This is a genomic window from Duganella sp. Root336D2, assembly GCF_001425005.1.
Taxonomy (GTDB): Bacteria; Pseudomonadota; Gammaproteobacteria; order Burkholderiales; family Burkholderiaceae_D; genus Rugamonas.
This window is the reverse complement of the sequence record NZ_LMDB01000022.1, coordinates 473150-491524: the sequence shown is the minus strand read 5'-3', so window position 1 is coordinate 491524 and position 18375 is coordinate 473150. Positions and strand designations below refer to the sequence as shown.

18 protein-coding genes are annotated in these 18375 nt (G+C 56.9%); 3 read left to right on the top strand and 15 right to left on the bottom strand.

Features of this window, described 5'->3' with window-relative positions; translation table 11 throughout:
- Positions 1–35 precede the first annotated feature (35 nt).
- Complete coding sequence (locus ASD07_RS17975; RefSeq protein ID WP_156398057.1) at positions 36–1598, top strand: hypothetical protein; 1563 nt, start codon at positions 36–38, stop codon at positions 1596–1598.
- Here ASD07_RS17975 and ASD07_RS30925 read toward each other — a convergent pair.
- Entirely contained in the window at positions 1568–2197 is a 630-nt protein-coding gene (locus ASD07_RS30925) for a hypothetical protein (RefSeq protein WP_156398056.1), read from the bottom strand. The genes ASD07_RS17975 and ASD07_RS30925 overlap by 31 nt on opposite strands.
- A gap of 87 nt (positions 2198–2284) precedes the next feature.
- Positions 2285–2704 carry a hypothetical protein gene (locus ASD07_RS17970; protein WP_156398055.1) on the bottom strand — a complete coding sequence of 140 codons (420 nt, stop codon included), beginning with the start codon at positions 2702–2704 and terminating at the stop codon, positions 2285–2287.
- Positions 2705–3189: 485 nt separating this feature from the next.
- Between ASD07_RS17970 and ASD07_RS17965 the strand changes: the two genes are divergently transcribed.
- Both ASD07_RS17965 and ASD07_RS17960 read left to right on the top strand, forming a co-directional pair.
- Positions 3190–3930: a TraB/GumN family protein gene (locus tag ASD07_RS17965; RefSeq protein ID WP_055933390.1), complete on the top strand. Its 741-nt coding sequence runs from the start codon at positions 3190–3192 to the stop codon at positions 3928–3930.
- A gap of 155 nt (positions 3931–4085) precedes the next feature.
- Complete coding sequence (locus ASD07_RS17960; protein ID WP_055933387.1) at positions 4086–4301, top strand: hypothetical protein; 216 nt, start codon at positions 4086–4088, stop codon at positions 4299–4301.
- A gap of 16 nt (positions 4302–4317) precedes the next feature.
- On the opposite strand, the gene ASD07_RS17955 is transcribed toward ASD07_RS17960, so the two are convergent.
- The 13 genes from ASD07_RS17955 to ASD07_RS17895 form a co-directional block, all read right to left on the bottom strand.
- Positions 4318–4782 carry a hypothetical protein gene (locus ASD07_RS17955; RefSeq protein WP_156398054.1) on the bottom strand — a complete coding sequence of 155 codons (465 nt, stop codon included), beginning with the start codon at positions 4780–4782 and terminating at the stop codon, positions 4318–4320.
- Between the two features lie 43 nt (positions 4783–4825).
- Positions 4826–5344, bottom strand: a complete 519-nt coding sequence (locus tag ASD07_RS17950) for a lysozyme (RefSeq protein WP_055933381.1) — start codon at positions 5342–5344, stop codon at positions 4826–4828.
- Positions 5331–5609 (bottom strand): hypothetical protein, encoded by a 279-nt coding sequence (locus ASD07_RS17945; protein ID WP_156398053.1) that lies wholly within the window; start codon positions 5607–5609, stop codon positions 5331–5333. Before ASD07_RS17945 ends, ASD07_RS17950 begins: the two co-directional genes overlap by 14 nt.
- Before the next feature lie 59 nt (positions 5610–5668).
- Positions 5669–6148: a hypothetical protein gene (locus ASD07_RS30920; protein ID WP_156398052.1), complete on the bottom strand. Its 480-nt coding sequence runs from the start codon at positions 6146–6148 to the stop codon at positions 5669–5671.
- 2 nt (positions 6149–6150) lie between these two features.
- A complete protein-coding gene (locus ASD07_RS17935; protein ID WP_055933372.1) occupies positions 6151–6516 on the bottom strand; it encodes a hypothetical protein in 366 nt (121 codons plus the stop codon).
- 1 nt (position 6517) lies between these two features.
- Positions 6518–9235 (bottom strand): tail fiber domain-containing protein, encoded by a 2718-nt coding sequence (locus ASD07_RS17930; RefSeq protein WP_055933370.1) that lies wholly within the window; start codon positions 9233–9235, stop codon positions 6518–6520.
- A gap of 80 nt (positions 9236–9315) precedes the next feature.
- A complete protein-coding gene (locus tag ASD07_RS17925; protein WP_055933367.1) occupies positions 9316–9741 on the bottom strand; it encodes a hypothetical protein in 426 nt (141 codons plus the stop codon).
- A complete protein-coding gene (locus ASD07_RS17920) occupies positions 9731–10132 on the bottom strand; it encodes a hypothetical protein (protein WP_055933364.1) in 402 nt (133 codons plus the stop codon). Before ASD07_RS17920 ends, ASD07_RS17925 begins: the two co-directional genes overlap by 11 nt.
- Positions 10129–13863: a phage tail protein gene (locus ASD07_RS17915; protein WP_055933361.1), complete on the bottom strand. Its 3735-nt coding sequence runs from the start codon at positions 13861–13863 to the stop codon at positions 10129–10131. Before ASD07_RS17915 ends, ASD07_RS17920 begins: the two co-directional genes overlap by 4 nt.
- A gap of 4 nt (positions 13864–13867) precedes the next feature.
- Positions 13868–14296, bottom strand: coding sequence for a C40 family peptidase (locus tag ASD07_RS17910; protein WP_055933357.1), 429 nt, complete (start codon positions 14294–14296; stop codon positions 13868–13870).
- Positions 14293–15144: a DUF2163 domain-containing protein gene (locus tag ASD07_RS17905; RefSeq protein WP_055933354.1), complete on the bottom strand. Its 852-nt coding sequence runs from the start codon at positions 15142–15144 to the stop codon at positions 14293–14295. Before ASD07_RS17905 ends, ASD07_RS17910 begins: the two co-directional genes overlap by 4 nt.
- Complete coding sequence (locus ASD07_RS17900; protein WP_055933351.1) at positions 15141–15737, bottom strand: DUF2460 domain-containing protein; 597 nt, start codon at positions 15735–15737, stop codon at positions 15141–15143. The genes ASD07_RS17905 and ASD07_RS17900 overlap by 4 nt, the downstream gene beginning before the upstream one ends.
- The gene (locus ASD07_RS17895) at positions 15734–18370 is read right to left on the bottom strand and encodes a phage tail tape measure protein (protein WP_055933347.1); all 2637 of its coding nucleotides are present in this window, start codon (positions 18368–18370) and stop codon (positions 15734–15736) included. The genes ASD07_RS17900 and ASD07_RS17895 overlap by 4 nt, the downstream gene beginning before the upstream one ends.
- Positions 18371–18375 lie beyond the last annotated feature (5 nt).

Here is an 18375-nt window from a genome sequence, read left to right as displayed (position 1 = left end):
ATAACAAGGTGTAACTAACATGTAGAGGCGCATCAATGGAAACTAGAGATCTTGGCAGAATGGGCGAACTTGCTTTCGGGCACCTGTGCGCCAGCGTCGGACTGACAGCAAATAGGAGCTTGGAGGCGGATAAAACAGGCTGGGATTACCTGGTTGAGTTTAACTTCGATTCACCATCAACACCTGAAATCTCGACGATCCACCAAGGAGCCCTCGAATGCAAAGTGCAGGTCAAATCCACTGACAAACGAAGCCGCAAATGTAGCATTAAACTTTCGAATCTCAAGCGTTTGGCAACGGCGGCAATGCCGACGTTCGTTCTATTCATTGAGTTTGATGGGAAATCGATGCCTCAACGACTGTTCCTAGTTCACTTTGATCAATCGCTATGTCTCAGGGTGCTCAGCCGCATACATGACGCGGAGAGCGAAGGACAAATCCACCGGCTAAACAAGCTGGAGATGGTTATCAAATACGATGAGGGTCACTTACTTGAGGAAGCATCAGGAGCGGCCTTCTCTTCTGCTATAAAAAGGTATGTCGGCGGGAACATCGCAGAATACGTCACTCAAAAGAATAACTATCTGGCTTCAGCGGGCCTTGAGAACGGCTTTGCTGAGTTGACATTCACGGCTGTTAGCGACGACACGATTCAGGATCTAATTGACATGTCGTTGGGGCTTGATGTTGAGACAGAAGTGTCCGATGTGGAGGCAATTCGGCAACGCTTTGGCATGAAGGTGTCCGCGCCTTTTATAAAAGAAAAGTCCGTCAAAATCAGCATGCCTGATGTGAAGCCCAGTTATGAAGGGCGTATTAAGTTCAAGCTCGACAAACTCGGCGTACCACTTATTCTTCCTGCTGAACTATATGTTTCTGAGTTTAATTCCACCGCTCCCTTGCACATGCGGAAGATCAGGATTAAGGCTGATTTCTTTGAGTTCGTCGTCAAAATGCATACAAGCGAAGTCGCTTGCAAAGTCCGAACCCCGGTCGAAACGATGCAAATTCGACGCCTACGAGACGGGCTAAAGTCTTGTCAATTGCTGTGTCAATCTGAAAACCCCGTGTACCTTGAGCTCGATATGCCGTCGCTCCCGTCTCTGAAAGTGACGATTCAAGGCCCAAGTGAGAAACCGATTTTTAATGTTCAGCCAGCGCTAGATGCAGTTGAGGCGGGTCTTAAAGTTCTCACCGCCCTCAATATTGACGGAGCTCAGATTTCGTTCCTTGAGGCGACCCAAAAGTCGGAAAAAATTATTAAGTTAGAAGAGCTATTGCGTCCTGATGCATGCAACATAAAGTTCGATTTCTCTTCTGATCCAGCCCTTCCCATCACAAAGCCGGCAGTATTTCTTGCGCTCCACTTTGCTCCCATCGGCAACATACTTGTAGGCGCATTTGTCACTATGACTGGAAAGGTCCTATCCAATGGTCACGGAAACTTTACTATGATTTCAGATCAGAAGATTATCGAAAGAATTTTGCTTCGTGAGCGGGGTGAGAAGATTTCAAAAACAGACTTGATCGAGGCCGGCGCAGAAATCCGAAGGAAATATGAAGGCGATTATCTTGTTCTGTCTTCGCTTGAAGGATAATCACGTTTGTGCATTATGGCTTCAAGCGTTTGAAGTAAGTGAGCGTATGGGCGATTCGCTATCTGTTCTCTATGGATCGCCGCCAATACGCCGATGAAATCAGTATGCTGGAGCACTTCGATCATTTGCCCATTGCTGTACTGTGGCTCGACTGCTTCGGCGCTTAGCCAACGTGACAACTGTCGTTCATAACCGTGCGCATAATCTCCCAAGACCTTGTAATGACCTCGGAAGGCTTCAAACCATTCGCCGAGGACGTGCTTCTCTCGAAGCTTCTGTGCCATTGTTTCAAATTTAGGCCGAGGCTTTGGTCCTAAGGGCGCTACTTCCCTCAACTCAGCGTCCGTCGCAGCGTTATCGACCCAAGCACCAGTTACGAAAGCTTCGAGTAAAGCACGCTGCAACGCGGTCGCGCTTGGGGCTGCGTCACATTTCACTAACGTTAGAATCGCTTCCCGATGAGCGAGACAGAGACTAAGGTACGCTATCGCAATATGCCCGCGCGGTTCTAGGGTCGCCTGAGCTCCGAGAGTTTCCTGGAATAGATCTGAAAGACGCTCTGATCGTTGAATTGCCAGATGGAGATCGAGTTCTTGCATGAGTACTCCCGACGTTAAACCAAGAATTATCCCAGTTTGCTTCGCCGAATCCTAACGCCCCGAGACAAGGTGAATTCGCCTAGATTATTAGGTTCCCTTCAAAGGCTTCAGCGCTTCTGAGAACCGCATGCACGCCCCATTGTTTCCCTCGTATTGGAACCTCTCGATCAAATCCTCGCTCTCGCCAACAATGAGCTTCAATTCGCAGCTCAGGTCCATTCCACCACCGCCGCCATAAGTCGTGGATGTAGCAGTGAACGGCCTTGCCCCAATAGTTCCGGTCGTGTTGGTTGTCGCCGGAGCAAAGTTCGGCATCCAAGTTCGCGTTGACCAGACATAGACCTTCTTACCCATCACGGACTGCTCCCCCGATGGGAAACCAAGATATTTGACCGCTTCCGATGATTTTTTGCCGACCAGCTTTGGAAGAGTTTCATCCATAACGGAGAAGCTAGTGGCACACGCAGTAAGGGTGCTCAATACAAAAACTATGAGGAGATTCTTCATGATTGGCTTTTGCATTAACGGTGGGAAACCAATTTTATAACATGCGTTCCTGCAATTGCTCAAGATAAACGCATTAGAAAGACAGCCGACCGCACAGCGCCTTAGGCGGCTGCAATCCGAGAACTTCAACCTGCCATCGTTGATAGCAAGCGGAAAAAGTCCCATCCGCTAATCGAGTGCGCTGAATTCCCTCATATGTGAAGCTGGCTCCGAGCAGGCCGATCAGTCGAACGTGGTGAAGCGCGGGCAGCAACTTACCGATTTCATTTTGGACACCCCATGCTTGACACGTTAGTCTCGGTCGCCCCTTCCACCAAACCATCGATAAAACACCATACACACCTGGATCAGACACGATGTCCGCATCCGAGCGTGGTTCTCCTCGATAGCACAATTGAACAATTTTACTGTACATTCATACAGTATAGCGATTTGCCGAGCAAAAAGGCAAAATCATCGAAATATTTGCCAAAAGGACACATACGATGTACTTCGAACTACCTGGAACGAACGTCCGCATCATGGGTTCGATGCATATGCTCCCTCCCAATGCCGGTTTACCTACATGGGCGGATCGTGCGTTCGATTGGTGTGAGGAATTGATGTTCGAAGGTGACCCTATGGCAATTCTGCCCCACCTTCGTTCAACCGCCGGCATAGTTCTTAACGATCACCTTTCGGTGTCAACGTGGGGGAAATTGAAGAATGTGTGGCGCGAATCAGAGCACATTCCTCCGTTAGCGCAAGTTCAACCATGGGCAGCTTTCTTACTTTCCAGCAGCTTTGCGTCCCCCGCTGCGCCAGGCGTCGAGCCAATCTTCCTAAAGCGTGCCGCTGAACAATCCAAACCCGTGCAGTTCTTCGAAACGGGGGCTGACTTGAATGCCGCTCTAGAGAAAGCACCGCTCGAGGATGTCATAGGAGCTATCGAATCCTTAGCCGATGACTTAACAGCCCCTCAGCGCAATGTAGAGGAAATGTACAGAGCGTGGATTGCGGGCGACCTACCTTCGCTTTACGCCGTTGCTGCCAAATCGCCAGCTTTCGCGTTCGCAGGCATGCGCAAGGCAGTTCTACAAAACAGAAATGAAGCTTGGGTTCCCATTTTGCAAAACAGAATCAATACTTCTAAGCGAGTCTTGATCGCAATCGGTGCCCTGCACCTATACGGGCCGGGCAATCTGCTAGAGCTACTGGGACACGAATTCAATGCCGTCGCTTGTTAAGCCCTACTCGGCGGGCCGCTTCCTCTTGCTTCACAGGGTTGGCCCGGTTCGGCGGGCTTTTTTTATTCATGCGAGTTTGTGCAGACGTCTGCACAAACTCCTATCTGAGAAGTAAAATAAATTTCATCCCGATAGCAAAAAACTAGGGGTGGGACATGACTGACCCAAACAACGACTTTCGCCGACGCGATGTCAATACAGCAGAAAAAGTCCAACGCGGTATCACCCTACTGCACATCTCTGGCAGACACAAAGCCTTGCTATACCGAATCAACTGCGGGATCGACAGCACGATTATTGAACGTGTGCTTGGATTCCCGATGCAACGGCGCCAGTTCGGAAAACACTTCATCGCCGACCGGCGCGCCTAAACGGGAAATTGCCGGGTCATTTTGTGATGGCTCGCTGCTCTTCATAGAACTCTTGGAGGCCTATGGCTTTTGCACGCCAGGCGATGCATGCTGTTGCGTTGAAGGCGTCGGCCTCTGCGACTTCAGCAAGCGGAACTCCGGCGGGTTCGCGGTCAGTGCTGGCGGCAGTTCCGGCAGGCTCACCTGACCAGGCGGCGTTGTATGACCGCACGAAGCCAGCATTGATACGGCACTCAGCGTTGTCAACCGCAGTGACGTAGACAGGAACTTGCTTTTCAATTACTTCTCCTTTCAGGTAGATCGTCTTGATCCGGTCGCGGTACTTGATCTCGGTCTGAACTACTACTTTGGTCTGCGCCTTTGCGATAGCGACAGTGCGCTGCGCCTGGGCGCTTACGTAATCGATATGATCCTGCCCAGCACGCCGCTGGCCGTCGATCTCACCAAGGGCTAACAGCGCCGACGCTGCAGTGACATACATGCCCCAGCGCACCGGCACGGGCAGCACAAAGGAACTTAGCCGGCTAAACATAGGCACCTCGGTAACGGTAGTCCTGGCCGCCGACCGTCACGCCGGCCAGCTTCGCCTCCCCGAGGCAGATCTTTCGCTCGAACTCGCGGCGCAAGAGCAAGCCCCGAACCTCTTTGCCGCCGGCGTAGCGCCAAGCAAGCAGCCCGTTGCAGGCTCCGACGTGGTCGCCCTGGTTCAACTTCTTCAGCAGCGACGAACTGCAGAACGCCGTCGTCCCAACGTTGTAGGCGAACAGCGTGTAGGCGTCGTACTCGTTCTGTGATATATCGACTTTCGTACAGCGCAACACCTCGGCACCTTTTGCCGCAAGCTGGCTCTCCACCATCGCCTTGCACTCGGCCGGCGTATAGGTCCGCCCTTTCACGACATCCTTACCAGCGTAGCCCTGACATACTGTCCACACGTTCACGATGTCCTCGTAAGGCACGTACCTGGTTCCCTCAAGCTGCGTAAGCGCCGCCAGCAGGGCCGCGCTTACCATCGTGATGCCAAGGCGGTTAAACTGGGCCATCTTCAGCCTGCCCTTTCTTCCAGCGCTGGATCAGCGACCAGAGCTTGTCCACGATCAGGATGACCAGCCAGAGGAGCGTCACCAGTTGGACCAGCTCGGGCAACGTGATGCCCGCGACATTCATGCCCGCCACTGCCGCCGGCGGGATCTCTTTGACGGTGACTCTTGCCCCCGCCGATGTAGCTGCTTCGAAAATTTTCATTGCGCAAAATGGACGTAAAAAGACCCGCCATAGCGGGTTGGATAATTGGTTGGTGCGTGCCACTCCGATCCGTTGTGGCGCGCGCTTTGAGGTTCGCTAGATCGCCGGACTCGCGCCAGCCATTACATGCCCGACTCCCAATCTGCACCGCAGTTGATGTTGCCCACGGTGACGGTGTGCCCGGTGTTGTCCTGCACTACGCATTGCAAGGTGGCGCTGAAAGAACCATATGAATACCTGTTGAAGTTTTTTGATACCGAGCATTGGGAAAAGTTGGCGTTAGCAAGCGCAGCGCCTTGTGGGTTGTTGGTAAAGCTCCACGTGTACGAATAACCGCCAGAACCTCCAGACACAGAAACGGCCGGTCTGGCAATAGCGGTTCCGCTGGACGTGCTCATATAAGACTGGTAATCGTCCTGCGGCGTCACCGTCATCGCGGTATAGCTCGACTTGCCACGCAAACTTCCCATATTCACCCAACCGCTCGGCCGCTGCGCCAATGCGCGTACAGCGGCGTCGTTGAGACTGATACGCTGGTTCCGGGGGCGTCCCAGTTCCGCATTCACATCCGACAGGCGGATAGTTCCGGTTGGCGTTGTCATGGCTACCCTCCTGGAGCGCGCGGAGCGACATAAACCGGCGTGATCTTGCGCAGCAACTCAAAGCGCACCTGGTCGAATGCACCCCTTCGAGAAGCCACGCTTTTGCAGATCGCTTGTAACTCGGCGTCGGTGTATGGCGGGCAGCGCTTGATACGAACAAGCTCTTCGCCGTTTGGACCAGGCGCCATTTGTTCGACCTCAACCGGCTCACCGGCCGGCGCCGGGAAATCGCCACGCTCTGTGACCACTAGCTCAGCCGTGGCCACGCTAATATCGAGCGCTGCAACGACAGTAAAAGTAATCCTCTCCAACAGGCCGAACGCATTCAACCTTGGCAGGATGTTCGTGATTGTTTCTGTCGTGTTCATACTAAGCAGCCGCTTTCTCCAAATGATCCCTAAACTGAGCCTTGATCTGTGTCAGTTCCTCACGCAGCGCCAAGTACGCCTTGGCTAGCTGCACCGTTGCCACTGCGGACGCGCCGCCGTAATTAAGCGACAGGTAGCCATCCGCCAGCTGGTTGACAGCCTCCGGCAAGATCTCCTGAACACCTTGCGCCGAAAGTCCGACTTGGGTCTTGTCCGCGTCGATCCGATCAAAGACTCCGTGTTTAACCTTGGCCCAGCGCTCCAAAAAGCCTGGAGTGACGTCACGCCAATTCGTCTTCAACCTTTCGTCCGAATAGCCGGCGACGTCTCCAAACAGCGTAAGGTTCCCGCTCATGTCGAGCTGGAGAATGTTGGGCCCTGCCGACCAACCGCCAATGCGAAACACGCTGTCCGAATCCAGGCTCATGTTGACGCCATACGCACCACTGCGAAGGAAGGAAAATATTGCCGACATGCCGTCATCGGCATACACGCCAAAATTCGAATTGGCCCCTGCGGCGTAGCCGCTCGACGCACCGGTGTTGTTTCGGAACCAGTTGCGATTCGTCCACGTATACGCGCCACCGGTGGCATTGCTGATTGAGTTCGCGTTGCCGGCGGTGTAGTACTGCATGATCGTGTGGTCAATCAGCTTTTTCCAGCCGGTCCAGCCTGTTTGCTGATAGTCACCTTGACGGAATTGCAGGTCGTTACCGCCGGAGCTCGCGCCCCAAGGTGTATAGAGCTGCAGTGCACCGCCGGTTCCGACACCGGCATTAGGGTTCAGTTGCAAAACACCGCCCCACCCTGGCCAGCCGTGCTCGACTTGTACGAGGCTGTAAGTGACGCCACGGCGCATTGTCCCCGGAAGGGTGGAAGCCAGATCGCCAAGCCCGTATGCAGTGAGGCCAGACGAATAGCCTGTCAACGTGCCGGAGAAACCCGCAGCCGAAACTGTGCCACCCACCGATAGCGCGCCACCGAAGGTGATGGTGCCTGCCGTCGGATTGGTGGACGAGAAGGGAAAGTATCCCTGGTCCGTAGCGTCGACCGTACACTTCAAGCCATTGCTGGTCCCCCACCCGATATAGACCTTATTGACACCCTGCCCGGTTCCCCCGCCTTGCTGAACGTTGCCGGACGTCACACAAGATCCAGCCGAGGTGATGTTGATCGGCGTCAAATAGGTCGAAAAATCGCGAGCTGCAGCGGTATTCTTGTCGAGACGCCAACCTCCGGAATCCGCCACCATGCGCCACTTTCCGGCCGCACCTGTTTGATCGGCTTCATCAAAGTAGACGAATGGCACGTTGCCACTAAAGGTCGCGCTAGTCAGACCTGTCAACGAGGTAATGTCGCTGTTCGCGCCCTTCGAAGCCTTTGAAGCAATGACCGCGGTGATCTGAGCCTGCAGCTTGCCGATGCTGGCCAGGACCGAATCGCCTGCACCGATAACCGCATTTGTCGCCGTGGAGAGGCCATTGAGAAGCGTAGCAAGTACACGGCTCTCCGAAAAATACTTGTTAATCGCCCCTTCTGGAACTTCGTCGGTTGTCCCAGGCGACGTTGCTATGCGAATGTAGACGGAACCGCCCCAGCGATATTGCTGCGTCGTGTTGCTACGAGTTTCGTCAGCGATGACCAAGTAAATCTTGCCGGATTCGCCGGCAGCGGGAAGCGCAGAACTTGTCGCAACCTCGATCACATCGTCCACATATGATGGCAACTGCCCGGCCGGCACCTTACCGTCCGCTCCCAGCGTCGCAACCCCGTTCGCTGCACCAAGTACAGCAGCGTTGACCTTTGCGTCTAATGCGGCCTGTGTAGCAATCGACACCGGCATGTTCGCTGCCGATATGTCGTCCACGTGGCCGAGGCCCACATCGGCCTTGTTGCCGCTTGTTGCGACAGCCGCCAAGGACGGCTTATGATGGACGAACCCTTTGCTAGTCGGATCACTCTCGGTCCAATCGGCCTGCACCTGGCCAGACGAGGCTTGATTAGCTGCGGCCTGAGCCGTTTGCGCCGCTGCTGCTGCAGCAGTGGCCGATGCCGCCGCCTCCCCTGCCTTCGTGGCGCTAGTAGTCGCTGAATTCGCCGCAGAAACAGCGTTGGCCAGCACGTTCGATTCGGAGAACGCGGCCGCATTCTTGCTGGCCTGTGCGCTCGCCTCGCTTGCTGCTGCCTTAGCCTTAGAATCAAGTGCAGCGGCAGCTGCAGCGATGGTATCGGGATTCGCATCGCCGACCTCGCCCTTTGGGCCTTGAATCGAACTGTGTTCCCAACGGGTCTTGGCCCAGACATAGATGCTGCTTTCGACCAGGTAGGCATCCCCCTCTGCAGGGCTAGCCGGCAGCGAGGACGTGTCAGCAAGCACACCTTTCAGCTTCAAGCCAGCGCCGACCAGGTTGCCGGCCTCGTAATCTTCTCGCAGCGAGCCGAAAGTGTTCAGCAGTGCAGTGGCCTGTCGCGCCAGGTCAACGATGTAGGACTGCGTCGGTGCGATAGCGTAAGCGGTGCCGCTCACGCTGCTCCCGGCGTAACTACGAACAAGCGACAGCACTGTCGCACTGGTAATGAAGTCCACCTCGTAAATCCGGCCATCCGGCCCGCAGAAGATGGCGCCGGGATTCACGTTCGTGACGAAGTCGGTCCCCACGCCCACCACCTGGTTGTTACCTTGGATAAGGCTGACGGAACCGTTTTTGTACCATCCCATGAAAATTCCTTTAGACAAAAAAAAGCCGCTCAATGGCGGCTAGTAAATCAGGTGACGAAATTGTGTTCTATGGCAGCCGGCTATGCGCCCTCCTCCTTGACCTTCTGGAGAGCCAATACGGCGATGCGAGCCGCCGTTACGACCTGACCGATCTCATCTAAGCGTGCGACTTGGGCTTTTGCGGCTACACGCAACGCCTCGATCCGGGGACCGTAGATCTGGCGCCAATGGTCGCCTTTCTCCTTGATGCGCTCAGCAACTTCGCGAAGTGGTACACCGGTGTGAAGTGCCTCCGCCACCAGCCAAGGGTATGCGCCTTCATCGCCTACAAAGCCATTGCTGGCGAACTCGAATGCTTCTTCATACTTCGCCTGGTAGATCGATTCCTGACCAGGTGATAGCGTAAGGAATCGTCCGCGCGCCACAGCAGCGGCGCCGTCGATCTCACTTCGCGCCCATTCGCGGGCCGCGTCTATCCCGCTAAAGGGATGCAAGTCAAATCGCATTGATCACCTCCTTGGCGCCGATGTATGGGAACAGTTCTAGTGAGATAGAGTATTGGCCGGGAAGCGAAAAAGTCAAAGCGATATCCGTACCGTCTGCGGTCCCGCTGGCAGAGGTCGGTCCTGCGATACGCACCGATGCGCCTGCAGGAACGCCCCTCAACGTGATCGCACTGCTCCCATCGGCTGGAACGGTCAGTGCAGAAACCGTGTGTGGCATGTCCGGCCGCCGCACAACCTTACCCTCTACGACCCGGTCGATCTCGAGACTTGCCACACCTTCCAACATGAAACGCCCTTTCTCTGGGTCCGCCTGCAAGCTCAACATTGCCTCGATGACTGAACCGGTCTGGATGATCTGGCCGACGGCGTTGTAGATCAGAAAGTCTTTCATCGGCGGGCCTCCAAAATTGCGCCATTGACCGACGTCACTTCAAGTGGGTAGCCTGAAGCCGACACGTCAAACGTATAAGTGTGCGTACCAGCAGGCACAGTCGTATCAATGAACACTCCAGTGGCAACCAGCTCAAGCAGGCCACTATCGCCGCCCTTCCACTGGCGAATAGGAAAAGTCTCAATCACAGCTCCATCCCGTTTCATTGTCAAAATCACCGAACACGTATCTGAGTTGTTCCAACTTCCCCACCGCGCTCTGGCCGAACCCGACAGGAATACCGGCGCCCCGTGCGTCACCACGGTGATGGCAGCGCTGCTCGTGCCTTGTGCTGTCGCCATCTGAGTGACAGCGTTGCCGGCAATGGTCAGCGTGTCCACCGCCGCAGTCTTGATCTGAGCATTGCCGATCCAGGCATTACCAATAAACGCCTCATTGATAAACACCTGTCCACCCTGCACCACGAACGGAGTCACCAAGTTGCCGCTACTCTCGTCAATGATCGCAAAACGCTGAGCGCTGGCCAGGATCTGCGACTCGGTCACACCGCCGTTGTTTTCAACCCCCACGCCGAGCGAAGCCATGTACTTATGACCGTTTGCAGACGTCTGCACTTTGATGGTGTACATCGCCGCCAGCTTGCCATTCGTATCAGCAATGGCCGTCGAAGCCGCCTGCGCGGCAGCATTGGCACCGTTGGCCGAAGCCGTAACCGTGTCAATCCGCGTCGAGAGCGCGCCTACCGCGCTTGCTCGTGCCGTTTGCTCCGACGTGATCGCCGCCGTGTTGGCGCCTGCCGTAGCCACTACAGAGTCAATGCGGGTTGAAAGCGCACTGTCCGCACTGGCGCGGGCAGTTTGCTCCGTCGTGATTGCTGCGGTGTTGGCGCCGGCAGTTGCCACAACCGCATCTATCCGGGTAGACATTGCGCCTTCCGCACTGGTCCGCGCAGTCTGCTCGGTGAGAATTGCCGCCGTGTTCTTGTCGGTGTTAGCCCCTACCACATCGATGCGTGACGATAACGCGGACTCGGCAGTTGTTCGCGCGGTTGCTTCTGTTTGAATCGCCGCTGTGTTCTTACCAACATTCGCCGCCACGACCGTAAGTTGCGACGACACCGCTTCGACTGCGGTAGTTCGAGCGGTCATCTCCTCCTGGATCAGGGCGGTGTTGTTGTTCGTTGTCGCAGCAACGGTCGTAATCTGCGACGCCAGCGCCTCAGTCGCGGTGGCCCGTTCCGTACGCTCGGTCGCCACTGCCGCAGCGATGTTCTCTCCGAGCTTCTTCCGCGCGGCCGTCAACGCGCTGTCCGCGCTGATTGTTCCCAGCAGTTGCGTCGCCGCTAGCTGCTCGTTCTGCCCACCGTGCAGGACCGCATTGATCTTGTCCATCACCGGGCCGATGATCTGCTCGGCCGACTCGATAGGCGCCAACAGGTCGCCAGCGAGCTGCGTTTTCCCAATGGCGCCGGCCAGGTAGCTCAAGATGTCGCCGGCATCGGTTACGGTCTGACCTTTAACGCCGTCGCCTGCAGGATAGAATGGTCCGACGTTGCCCATCTTGTCGGCGACGCGCACCCAAAAGTACAGCTCTCGTCCGGCCGGCAGTCCCGTGACCGTGTGGGCGTTCTGAGGCGTAGCAAACGCCCCAAGCTTGACAGCATCTGCCAGGCGGGGCGTAGGGCCAAACCACAGCTCCGTATGATCCAGGTACAGCGCCGCGTCGAGTGGCAATCCCCATTCGACCTGAATAGCAAAGACACGTCCAATCGCATTCAGGAAGGTCAGCCCCGCTACCTTGGAGCCTTCCAACTTGTACTCGTATGCCTTGACCTGCGACAGGTCCTGCATGGCGCCGCCGAACTTGTTGAAGCTGGTCAGCTTGATATAGACCGTCTTGCCGATCCAAGCATGAGGATACGAGTAGCGAAACACCGCCGTATCCAGGAAAACAAACGGCTCGCCGGCGGCGTGGGCCGTGACCGGGGACCCATAGGCGCCGCGCACAAGGTAGGAAAGCTTGTATGCGCTCCGGCCCGTCAACGTCGCATTGGCGAACGCGATGTACTCGCCACCGACATACGAGGTAGTCAACAGATCCTCGGCACTGGTGGGAGTTGCCGCAGTCAGCTCGCCAGCCGACACGGACAGGTCCACCGCCAGTTGGCCCACCTGGTCAAGCGCAGGTCCAACGGTCAGCGGACCAGTCAGCACGCCGTGCCTAGCGCCGGCGCGTGCCGTCCCGATCTTCTGATAGCTTCGGTCGTCGGTGGATGCCCACACGACGGCGCCGCCCCAATGCTCTCCGCCTGAGACCGCCATCCACAACTGAGAATCGTTGCCGGTCAACTTCGGCGGCGGTTCAAACAGGACCGGATCGCACACGTCGCCAGGCTTCACCGCATAGTTCGGCGCGTCGCTGCCAATATCAGGAGCGGGCTGCATCGTGTGGCGGTTGCTACCGATTGGGTAGTCCTCCGCCTGGATCGTCAGCAACCCCTCCTCATCCTCATCGATGCTCGTAATTAGCACTGGCGTCTGGTCCAGGAACTTCGGACCATAGGTCAGCGTCACTACATCCATCGGCTCAAGCCTAACGTGCTTCCACGGGAGACGGAATTCGTAGGTGTTCAGAATGTACAGCGAACGGTGCAGGATGAAGTCGGCGACTTTCTGCGCGACGGCTGCATCCGCGATCTCGGGCATGTCCACCACGTCCATGGACCGCAGGCCGTGCTGCTCGATATCCGCGTCGTCCTTACTCTCCGCTACGTTCTCGTTATAGTCGTTCGCTCGGTCCCGAAACTTGACGCGGACGTGGTTATAGCATTGCTCCGCCGACTTTTGCGAGATCCGCACCGCATCGTCGTCATCCGCGATAAAGTCATCGATGCCCAAATCGCAAACAGGAGCGATAGTGGGCTGGTACTTGGCCAGTTTCCCCTCCGCCGGTACATCAGAGTACGGAACGATCTTGAACTTCCCACCTGAGTACACGCAGTCCGCAAAGCCGATGGTCAGCAGCGACTTGATGTATTCGTAGGCGCCCTTTTGGTCCGTGTAGGCCGGACTCACCCACAAACCGTTCGCCAGACAGTACGAGCGGAAGGCGGATAGATCGCCCAGCGTTTCAGGATCGAGGCCAACGCCTTGTATCGAGTCGGTGAGCAATGCGACGATGACATCAACCGGTTCGGCGTCCGGCACCTCTGAGCCGGCGTACTTCTCGCCAATGCTCCCGTAGGCCTGCACTTCGAACGTGTGGTTGCCAAATCCGGCATTCGATCCCAAGTCATACGCGCCGCTGGCCACGTAGGCGATGCCACGGTACGACAAGGCGCGGTCGGGATGCTTGGTCACGAAGTACGCATACGGGCCTTGGGTTTCCGTCCCGCTGAAATAGTCCAGGTTCAGCTCGGCGAGAGACGTACGCTCCTTGTCCTTCCAGACGCGGCCGATCTTGGACTGTGGCCCTGATCCCAAGGCCATCGCCGCCGCAACGGTGTACGTGTACTCCGTATTCTTCGACTTGCCACCGCCGCCCTTGCCAGTCTTTTGCTGAGTGGTGTGAGGGATGGCGGTAAAGTCCTCGTACTGGATCAAATTCGGCGCAACGCGCTGTTGCCCGAAGATCCAGGGAATCGCTCGGCCGAAGCTCGATGTCTGTAACTGGATCGAGGAAATAACCGGCGCCGAATTACTGACGCCTTTGCCGCCGAAAAGTCCACCCATATTGCTACCTCAAAGAATAAAAACCGTGCAGCCTGGCCAGCAGAGCCGCACTTTTGCTAACGTCAGTCAGGACGACCGCGCCGTGTTCGATATAGGCGTGGATGATGACCGGCCACTTGATGACGATGCCGCCATGGCTCACGCATCGCCCAAACGTGAACAGAGCAATGTCGCCGGGCTGAGGCTCGTCCACTCGTTCCGCGAGATCCATCACGCCAGCGAGGTAGTTCTCCTCGCTGCGGTGCATGTGCCAATCGTGCGTGTAGGGCCGAGGATCGAGCGTTGACGGGACAAGCCCACATGCCTTGTACACTTCGATCATCACCATCACACAATCGACGCCTACACCCTTTAAATCGCCCTGGTGGTGGTACGGCGTATTCAACCAGGTCAACGCCTCGCTGACGACGTTCTGACGCAGTTGCGGGGTCATGCTGCTGCCTCCGGTGGCGGGATAAAGGGCGTCCCTTTGAAATTGGGCAGGTTGTTGAACTTCCCGCAGCCGTTCGGCCCGCGCGTCCGGTCGCAGCCGGCGCGCACCAGGAATCCGTCCCCGCGCTGCAGGTCGAACACCAGCGGGTAAGACAGCTCGATGACGCCGTTGACGAACGACTTGACCGACCTGCGCACGCCGGCGTTCGCGCCGCTCGTAAAGATCAGCTCGCCCAACGCGAAATAGCCGTCCGATTGCGCCACACCCGAGGTGAACGAGTACCGGTTTGGCGCCGCATTCACCGTGGACTCCACCGTGTAAGCACTACGGGAAACGCCGCAGCCGGGGTCATATAGTGTGCGCATACAGCCGGCCTGGAACAGCTCACGCGGAATCTGCGTGTTCAGGCGGTTGCTGTCGGACACGACGCTCAGGACCACGTCCTGCTCGCCATCGCTGCTACTGTCAACGTACCCGCGAAAGATCGGCAGCTTCTCGGCCGGCTCACCCCACGCCGGCATAAACGCCTTCTCGATCAGGATCTCGGCATTCTTCAGCGCCCCGGAGCGCGCAGCCAGGAACCAGTGAACGCCGGCGATCCGGTCGATAGGCTTCACCAGCACCGTCAGGTCCAGCGTACTGACCTGCATTCCACGTACCAGGCTATACCGCGCTCCCCGGATGTTGGGACCGGAGGAGTCATACACCTGGTTCTCGACAACAATGTCCACGTCCGCATCGGTCCAGAAATACATTGCACCGCTGGCAAGCGTCATAGTGAACAGGTTGCACTTCACGAAAGTTGCGCCGGCAAGGATCTGCTGCAGGCGTGGTGATGCTTCTCTCATATTCGATTCCCCAGGCTACCGATCAGGCTGACCGAGTCAGCCTTCCATAGCTTGCTCATAAAACGATTGAACTCGGCCTCGTCGTCCTCAAAACGGACGCGATAGAGGTAGCTGCCGGTCCAGGTGATCGACCCTACCGGTGGCGCCGCGAAGGTGACTAGACCGTTTGGCGAAACGCTATATCCCGATGGCGGAACCAGGTTGCCGTTGACCCGCAGCTCCGTTACCTGGTCAATGTTCTGCACGGGCTCACTGAACTCTCCATAGCTGCGCACCAGTTGGAACGACTTGGCCAGGCCGTCGCCGACGCCCACCGCCTGGCCTACTACAGAGCAATCCTCGTCATGCTTAAACAGGAAGCTCTCGTAAGCTCCGCGCCGCGCCAAGTAGAAGCCGACCAACTGGCGCAACTCCTGGCGGGCGCCGGCGCGCAGAAACTCGTACTTGATGGAGATGGAATACAACGGGTTGGCCATCATCGAGGCGCGGTACTCTTTGCCACTGACGGCCGACTGGATCTTGGTATGAAACTTCGGCGACCAGGTCAGATCCCACGTCGCACCTGGTAGCACCGGATAACGAATGTCACTCATTTCTTCGAATGGTCTTTCAATGCATCCGCGATCACCTTGACGTTCCGGCGGATCTCCGCCGGCGACAGTTTTCCTGAGTAATCGTGGTAGTTGATGGTCTGGCCACCGCTGACGCCAGAATCGCCCTGACCCGCCATATCGCGGATCACGTTCGCGTACTTGGCCGGCAAGATCATCTCTTGTGCATGCGTCTGCACAATCGGGTTAATGCCAGCCGGGATGTCATAACCGCCGGCAGCGGAGGCCATCGGCATAAATGCCATTGCCGCCGCCGAAGCCGCCAGACCTGCCTCCGGCGCCATGGCCCAGCCATAGAATGGAATCGCGGCGGCGGATGCGGTCGCTGCCGCGCCGGCTACGCCAGCATTGGCCGAGATCTGCCCTACCGCTGACACCTTCGACGCGGAGTCGGCAAGCAGCATATTCATCAACCACTCGGCGGCGGTCTGCGCTGCCATGTCGATCAACGAACCGGCGACAGCAGTGAAGGCGCCCTGCAGCGCCTGAGACATCGTCATCGTGCCTTTGACGGTGTTGGAGATCACGCTGGCAAAGCCCTGCTGCATCGTCCCGTACATCGCCCGGGTGCCAGCCGTCTGCTGCTGTTCCGACTTACGCTTGATCTGCGTGAGTCGGCGCTGGTGCTGATCCTCGACGGCCTCGATTTGGGCGTGAATCTGTGCCAGGGCGACCGGGTCCTCGTCCGGCCCTTTCATCATCGCTTCTTGCTGCAGGAGCGCTTGCATTCGGATCTGGTAGCGCTTCGCTTCGAATTGGCGGTCCAGCTCCAACATCTGCCCGACCGTCAATTGCCGCATCGCGAGCTGCTGCTCGGCGTCCTGCTCCGCAGCATCGATGCTCGCCAGCTCCGCGTTTCGCCGAGACTCGGCAATCACCTTGTTTGTCGCCAGCACCTGGTCCTTGTAAGCGGCTTGCACCTTCATCACCTCGCCCAGGGCCGCTTGCGCCTCCTTGGACTCCATGCCGAAGCGGTCGATGTTTTGCTGGTAGATCCGATTTGCGATCTCCAGCCGCTCCAAATGGTTATTCTTGAACGATTCTAATTTGAGCTTTTCGCCGGCGATATCGTTCTCGAAGTCTTCCTTTCGGATAGCAGCCATGACGGTGTAATACTTCCGCTCGACCTGAGCCTTTTCCTCCTTGTTCATCGACACCGTGTCGAGAATGCGCTTCCAGTAGTTACGCTCCATAGCCAGGCTGTACTCCATCGCAGTGCCGCTCATGGCGTGCTCTTTGGCATAGCCGTCCTTGTCCGCCGCCAGCTTTGCGTCCCACTCCTGAAAGCGGCTCTTTTCCTTATCTTTGTCCTTATCGAAGCCGTAGGTCGGACCGCCTTCGATCTTCTTGTCCTTGATCTCCGGTGCCTTTGCCGCACCTCGGGAAATGATCTCGTCCAACTTATCCTTACCGGCACTGGCGATGCCTTTCATCTTCTCCCAATGCTTCTTCTGCAGGTCCTCGATGTTGGCCGTGCCGGTTGCCCAGGCCTGCTTTGCGCCGCTAAAGTCGCCGCTCAGCGCCCGCTCTGTGGTACTAGCCATACGCATGGCATTGGCCACCAGCAGCTCGATGTAGCCGACCACGGCCGCGATGACCTCTTGGCACAACACCTTGAAGCCGAGGAATGCGATCTCGACCACCTTGAGGCAGTTCCCGAAGAATTCAAAGGCATCCGGCGCCTTGCCGCCCATTACCTCCGCCACCAGGTCGCCGATTTCCTTGAACCCTTGTGACACCAGTTGCCACAGCTCCGTCACAATCTCGGCCAGGCTCTCAATAATTTCCCCGAGCGATTCCAGCACCATGCCCATTGCCTTACCGGCGGCCGGCGCCATACCGCTCATCCAACTGCCCATCTTCACCAACGTAGGCAGCAACGCGTTACCGGTCTGCACTTCTAACGAAGTGATGACCAGCTTCATATCGTTCAACGACTGCTTGTAGGCTTTCGCGTTGTTGACGCCTTCTTCGCCAACCACGAGGCCCAAGCCCTTCGCCTTTTGTTCGGCAGCTTTCAATTCCTCGGACGAAAGCTTGAGGACGCCGCGCACCTCGTTCCAGGCTTCCCCGTAGATCTTCATCCCCACGATGTTTTGCTCGATGGGGTTCTTGATTTCTCGCAGCTTGTCATTGACCTCAGCAAGCAGTTCTGTCGTCGGGCGATACTGCCCGTTCGCGTCCTTGAGCTTGACGCCAAGCTTCTCGAACGCATCAGCGTTGGACACCATCTGCTTTGTCATATTGACAGCACCGCGTGTCACCAGCTCCGAATCCATACCCAAGTGGCGCATTGCGACCATCATCACGCTTGCGCGCTCCGTGGTAACGCCCAGCTGATTCGCCAGTGTTTTCGATTCGCCAATCCACTCGACAGACTTCCCGATCACCTCCTTGAACGCGGCGCCGCCGGCGATGATCGCCGTCATCTTGCCGAACATGCCGGTGATCGTGCTGAGTGTGTTTGAGACCTGCCCCAAGTGCGAGTCAATGCTGCTCATGCTCGCCTGAATGCTCCTGGCCGTGTTCCGAGTCTCGTCCGCGATCCGGTTCATCGCCGCCAGGTAGCGGTTGGGGTTGGCCGAGATCTCGTACTCGTTCTCGTTGCTGGCCATTTCGT

Coding starts and splice junctions, on each gene's coding strand:
- ASD07_RS17975 (WP_156398057.1), top strand. CDS start 36: ATGGAAACTAGAGATCTTGGCAGAATGGGCGAACTTGCTTTCGGGCAC.
- ASD07_RS30920 (WP_156398052.1), bottom strand. CDS start 6,148: ATGACAACGCCAACCGGAACTATCCGCCTGTCGGATGTGAATGCGGAA.
- ASD07_RS17950 (WP_055933381.1), bottom strand. CDS start 5,344: ATGGCCCAGTTTAACCGCCTTGGCATCACGATGGTAAGCGCGGCCCTG.
- ASD07_RS17970 (WP_156398055.1), bottom strand. CDS start 2,704: ATGAAGAATCTCCTCATAGTTTTTGTATTGAGCACCCTTACTGCGTGT.
- ASD07_RS17955 (WP_156398054.1), bottom strand. CDS start 4,782: ATGTATGTCACTGCAGCGTCGGCGCTGTTAGCCCTTGGTGAGATCGAC.
- ASD07_RS17925 (WP_055933367.1), bottom strand. CDS start 9,741: ATGCGATTTGACTTGCATCCCTTTAGCGGGATAGACGCGGCCCGCGAA.
- ASD07_RS30925 (WP_156398056.1), bottom strand. CDS start 2,197: ATGCAAGAACTCGATCTCCATCTGGCAATTCAACGATCAGAGCGTCTT.
- ASD07_RS17915 (WP_055933361.1), bottom strand. CDS start 13,863: ATGGGTGGACTTTTCGGCGGCAAAGGCGTCAGTAATTCGGCGCCGGTT.
- ASD07_RS17930 (WP_055933370.1), bottom strand. CDS start 9,235: ATGGGATGGTACAAAAACGGTTCCGTCAGCCTTATCCAAGGTAACAAC.
- ASD07_RS17935 (WP_055933372.1), bottom strand. CDS start 6,516: ATGAACACGACAGAAACAATCACGAACATCCTGCCAAGGTTGAATGCG.
- ASD07_RS17965 (WP_055933390.1), top strand. CDS start 3,190: ATGTACTTCGAACTACCTGGAACGAACGTCCGCATCATGGGTTCGATG.
- ASD07_RS17960 (WP_055933387.1), top strand. CDS start 4,086: ATGACTGACCCAAACAACGACTTTCGCCGACGCGATGTCAATACAGCA.
- ASD07_RS17905 (WP_055933354.1), bottom strand. CDS start 15,144: ATGAGAGAAGCATCACCACGCCTGCAGCAGATCCTTGCCGGCGCAACT.
- ASD07_RS17910 (WP_055933357.1), bottom strand. CDS start 14,296: ATGACCCCGCAACTGCGTCAGAACGTCGTCAGCGAGGCGTTGACCTGG.
- ASD07_RS17895 (WP_055933347.1), bottom strand. CDS start 18,370: ATGGCCAGCAACGAGAACGAGTACGAGATCTCGGCCAACCCCAACCGC.
- ASD07_RS17900 (WP_055933351.1), bottom strand. CDS start 15,737: ATGAGTGACATTCGTTATCCGGTGCTACCAGGTGCGACGTGGGATCTG.
- ASD07_RS17920 (WP_055933364.1), bottom strand. CDS start 10,132: ATGAAAGACTTTCTGATCTACAACGCCGTCGGCCAGATCATCCAGACC.